This is a genomic window from Paraburkholderia tuberum STM678, from assembly GCF_902833905.1.
Classification (GTDB): Bacteria; Pseudomonadota; Gammaproteobacteria; order Burkholderiales; family Burkholderiaceae; genus Paraburkholderia; species Paraburkholderia tuberum.
Map to the genome: position 1 here is coordinate 1 of NZ_CADFGP010000144.1, position 3,731 is coordinate 3,731.

General features: G+C 64.5%; 1 protein-coding gene. It reads right to left on the reverse strand.

What is annotated here, in order from left to right:
* On the reverse strand, positions 1-710 hold a 710-nt coding region (locus HWY30_RS40520; RefSeq protein WP_208524382.1), incomplete at its 3' end, for an Ig-like domain-containing protein.
* Positions 711-3,731 lie beyond the last annotated feature (3,021 nt).

Genomic DNA, 3,731 nt, shown 5'->3' on the forward strand with positions numbered 1-3,731 from the left:
CCCTTGCCCACCAGCGTCGGCGTCGTGTCGTCCGTGCTCTCGCCATTGCCCACCGGACCCTGGATCGGACCTTCGTCGTCAATCACTTCGCCAATGACCGGCTGGTCCGGCGCAGTCGTGTCCACGATCACCACGTGCGGCTCCGAGGGCTTGCTTTCGTTGCCCGCGGGATCACGCTCCACCACCGTGAACTCGTGCTCGCCTTCGTCCAGCGGCGTATCAGGCGTGAAGCTCCAGTTGCCGTCCTCGTCGACCTCCGTCTCGCCAACCGGCGTGCCGTTGTCGATCACGACGATCGTGTCTCCCGGTTCGCCCTTGCCCACCAGTGTCGGCGTCGTGTCGTCCGTGCTCTCGCCATTGCCCACCGGACCCTGGATCGGACCTTCGTCGTCAATCACTTCGCCAATGACTGGCTGGTCCGGCGCAGTCGTGTCCACGATCACCACGTGCGGCTCCGACGGCCTGCTTTCGTTGCCCGCGGGATCACGCTCCACCACCGTGAACTCGTGCTCGCCTTCGTCCAGCGGCGTATCAGGCGTGAAGCTCCAGTTGCCGTCCTCGTCGACCTGCGTCTCGCCAATCGGCGTGCCGTTGTCGATCACGACGATCGTGTCGCCCGGTTCGCCCTTGCCCACCAGCGTCGGCGTCGTGTCGTCCGTGCTCTCGCCATTGCCCACCGGTCCCTGGATCGGACCTTCGTCGTCAATCACTTCGCCAATGACCGGCTGGTCCGGCGCATCAACATCCGCATCCGCATCCGCATCCGCATCCGCATCAGCATCCGCATCAGCATCCGCGTCGGCGTCGGCGTCGGCGTCGGCGTCAGCATCCGCATCGGCGTCAGCATCCGCGTCAGCGTCAGCATCTGCATCTGCATCAGCATCAGCATCGGCATCCGCATCGGCATCTGCGTCGGCATCTGCGTCGGCATCCACATCGGCATCCGCATCCGCGTCCGCGTCCGCGTCCGCATCAGCATCAGCATCCGCGTCCGCATCAGCATCAGCATCAGCATCAGCATCAGCGTCCGCATCAGCATCCGCATCCGCATCCGCATCCGCATCCGCATCCGCATCGGCGTCAGCATCAGCATCAGCATCAGCATCAGCATCAGCATCAGCATCAGCATCAGCATCAGCATCAGCATCAGCATCAGCATCAGCATCAGCATCAGCGTCAGCATCCGCGTCAGCGTCAGCGTCAGCATCCGCGTCAGCATCCGCATCAGCATCCGCGTCGGCGTCCGCATCCGCATCGGCATCCGCATCGGCGTCAGCATCCGCATCCGCATCCGCGTCAGCATCTGAGTCGGCGTCAGCATCCGCATCCGCATCCGCATCCGCATCCGCATCCGCATCCGCATCCGCATCCGCGTCAGCATCGGCATCCGCGTCCGCATCCGCATCCGCATCCGCATCCGCATCCGCATCAGCATCCGCGTCCGCATCGGCATCCGCGTCAGCATCAGCATCAGCATCAGCATCAGCATCAGCATCCGCGTCAGCATCGGCATCCGCGTCGGCGTCAGCATCCGCATCCGCGTCGGCATCTGCATCCGCATCGGCGTCAGCGTCCGCATCGGCGTCAGCGTCGGCATCCGCATCGGAATCTGCATCCGCGTCGGCGTCCGCATCGGCGTCAGCATCCGCATCCGCGTCGGCATCTGCGTCGGCATCTGCGTCGGCATCTGCGTCGGCATCTGCGTCGGCATCTGCGTCGGCATCTGCGTCGGCATCTGCGTCGGCATCGGCATCGGCATCGGCATCGGCATCGGCATCCGCATCGGCATCTGCATCCGCATCGGCATCCGCATCCGCATCCGCATCGGCGTCCGCATCAGCATCAGCATCCGCGTCCGCATCGGCATCGGCATCCGCGTCGGCGTCAGCGTCAGCATCCGCGTCGGCATCTGCATCTGCATCTGCATCTGCATCTGCATCTGCATCTGCATCCGCATCTGCATCTGCATCTGCATCTGCATCCGCATCGGCGTCAGCGTCAGCGTCAGCGTCAGCGTCCGCATCGGCGTCAGCGTCGGCATCAGCATCAGCATCAGCATCAGCATCAGCATCAGCATCAGCATCAGCATCAGCATCAGCATCAGCATCAGCATCAGCATCAGCATCAGCATCAGCGTCAGCATCGGCATCGGCATCGGCATCGGCATCCGCGTCAGCATCCGCATCCGCGTCAGCATCTGAGTCGGCGTCCGCATCGGCATCCGCATCCGCATCCGCATCAGCATCAGCATCCGCGTCGGCGTCAGCATCCGCATCCGCATCGGCGTCAGCATCCGCATCCGCATCGGCGTCAGCATCCGCATCCGCATCGGCATCGGCGTCAGCATCCGCATCCGCATCCGCGTCAGCATCGGCATCCGCATCGGCGTCAGCGTCTGCATCGGCATCGGCGTCCGCATCAGCATCCGCATCGGCGTCCGCATCCGCATCCGCATCCGCATCCGCATCCGCGTCAGCGTCTGCATCGGCATCAGCATCCGCGTCGGCATCAGCATCAGCATCAGCATCAGCATCAGCATCAGCATCCGCGTCGGCATCAGCATCCGCGTCCGCATCAGCATCAGCATCAGCATCCGCATCCGCATCGGCATCGGCGTCAGCATCGGCGTCAGCATCCGCATCGGCATCGGCATCGGCATCGGCATCGGCATCGGCATCGGCATCGGCATCGGCATCGGCATCGGCATCGGCATCGGCATCAGCATCAGCATCAGCATCAGCATCAGCATCAGCATCAGCATCAGCATCAGCATCAGCATCAGCATCCGCATCCGCATCCGCGTCAGCATCCGCATCAGCATCCGCATCGGCATCGGCATCGGCGTCAGCATCCGCATCCGCATCCGCGTCGGCATCCGCATCAGCATCCGCATCCGCGTCAGCATCCGCATCCGCGTCAGCATCTGAGTCGGCGTCAGCATCCGCATCCGCATCCGCATCCGCGTCAGCATCGGCATCCGCGTCGGCATCAGCATCCGCATCAGCATCCGCATCAGCATCCGCATCGGCATCAGCATCAGCATCGGCATCCGCGTCAGCATCCGCATCCGCATCCGCATCCGCATCCGCGTCGGCATCTGCATCTGCATCTGCATCTGCATCTGCATCTGCATCTGCATCTGCATCTGCATCTGCATCGGCGTCAGCGTCGGCATCCGCATCGGAATCTGCATCCGCGTCGGCGTCAGCATCCGCGTCGGCATCCGCGTCGGCATCCGCGTCGGCATCCGCGTCGGCATCCGCATCGGCATCGGCATCCGCATCGGCGTCCGCGTCCGCATCNGCATCCGCATCCGCATCCGCATCCGCATCCGCATCCGCATCCGCATCCGCATCCGCATCCGCATCCGCATCCGCATCCGCATCCGCATCCGCATCCGCATCCGCATCCGCATCCGCATCCGCATCCGCATCCGCATCCGCATCCGCATCCGCATCCGCATCCGCATCCGCATCCGCATCCGCATCCGCATCCGCATCCGCATCCGCATCCGCATCCGCATCGGCATCCGCATCCGCATCCGCATCAGCATCAGCATCAGCGTCCGCATCGGCATCCGCATCCGCATCGGCATCCGCATCGGCATCCGCATCCGCATCGGCATCCGCATCCGCGTCCGCGTCCGCGTCCGCGTCCGCGTCCGTATCGTCGTCGACTGCACCCGGCGGCGTCTGTTCATCCGCTACAGCAGCAGCGCTGCCGCCATTACC